This is a genomic window from Streptomyces narbonensis (assembly GCF_014649015.1).
Classification (GTDB): domain Bacteria; phylum Actinomycetota; class Actinomycetes; order Streptomycetales; family Streptomycetaceae; genus Streptomyces; species Streptomyces narbonensis.
The window spans coordinates 1-741 of sequence record NZ_BMSF01000119.1 but is presented as its reverse complement, the minus strand read 5'-3'; the positions used below and the strand labels follow the sequence as shown (position 1 = coordinate 741).

At 23.6% G+C, this 741-nt stretch carries 1 pseudogene; it reads left to right on the top strand.

Features of this window, described 5'->3' with window-relative positions:
- A pseudogene (locus IE124_RS36330) lies at positions 1–741 on the top strand (hypothetical protein); the annotation flags it as partial.

The following is a 741-nucleotide window of genomic DNA, read 5'->3' as shown; positions in this document are numbered from 1 at the left end:
TTGATTTTATATATAAAAAAATTTAAGTATGGTGGAAAAAATATTATTTTAGAAACAGGTAAAATAGCTAAAAATACAAATGGGAGTGTCGTTATTACTATTGAGAATACTGTAGTATTATGTACAGTAGTTGTAAATAAAAATATAAAAAATCAAGATTATTTTCCTTTGTCAGTATATTATCAAGAAAAAACTTATGCTGCAGGTAAAATACCAGGTGGTTTTTTTAAACGAGAAGGTCGTCCTACTGAAAAAGAAATATTAACATCAAGACTAATTGATAGACCTATAAGACCTAATATAAATAAAAATTATAAAAATGAAGTTCAAATTATATGTACAGTAATTTCTGCTGAAAAGAAAACTAATCCAGATATTGCTGCTATGATTGGGACATATGCAGCAATAGGTATTTCAGATATACCTTTAATAGATACTATTGGAGTTGCTAGAGTTGGGTTTAATAAAGAAATTGGTTATTGGCTTAATATAAATAATGAAATAAATTCTGAATTAGATATAGTTGTAGCCGGAACAAAAAAATCAGTATTAATGGTTGAAGCTGAAGGAAAAGAAAAAACAGAATTAATAATTTTAGGTGCTATATGTTATGCACATAGAGAAATGCAATTTTTAATAAAAAATATAAATGAATTTACTGAAGAATATAAGAAAAAAAATAATCGGTTAATAAAAAATAATAAAAAAAAAGAAAATAAAAAAAATATATATTTAGAAAAT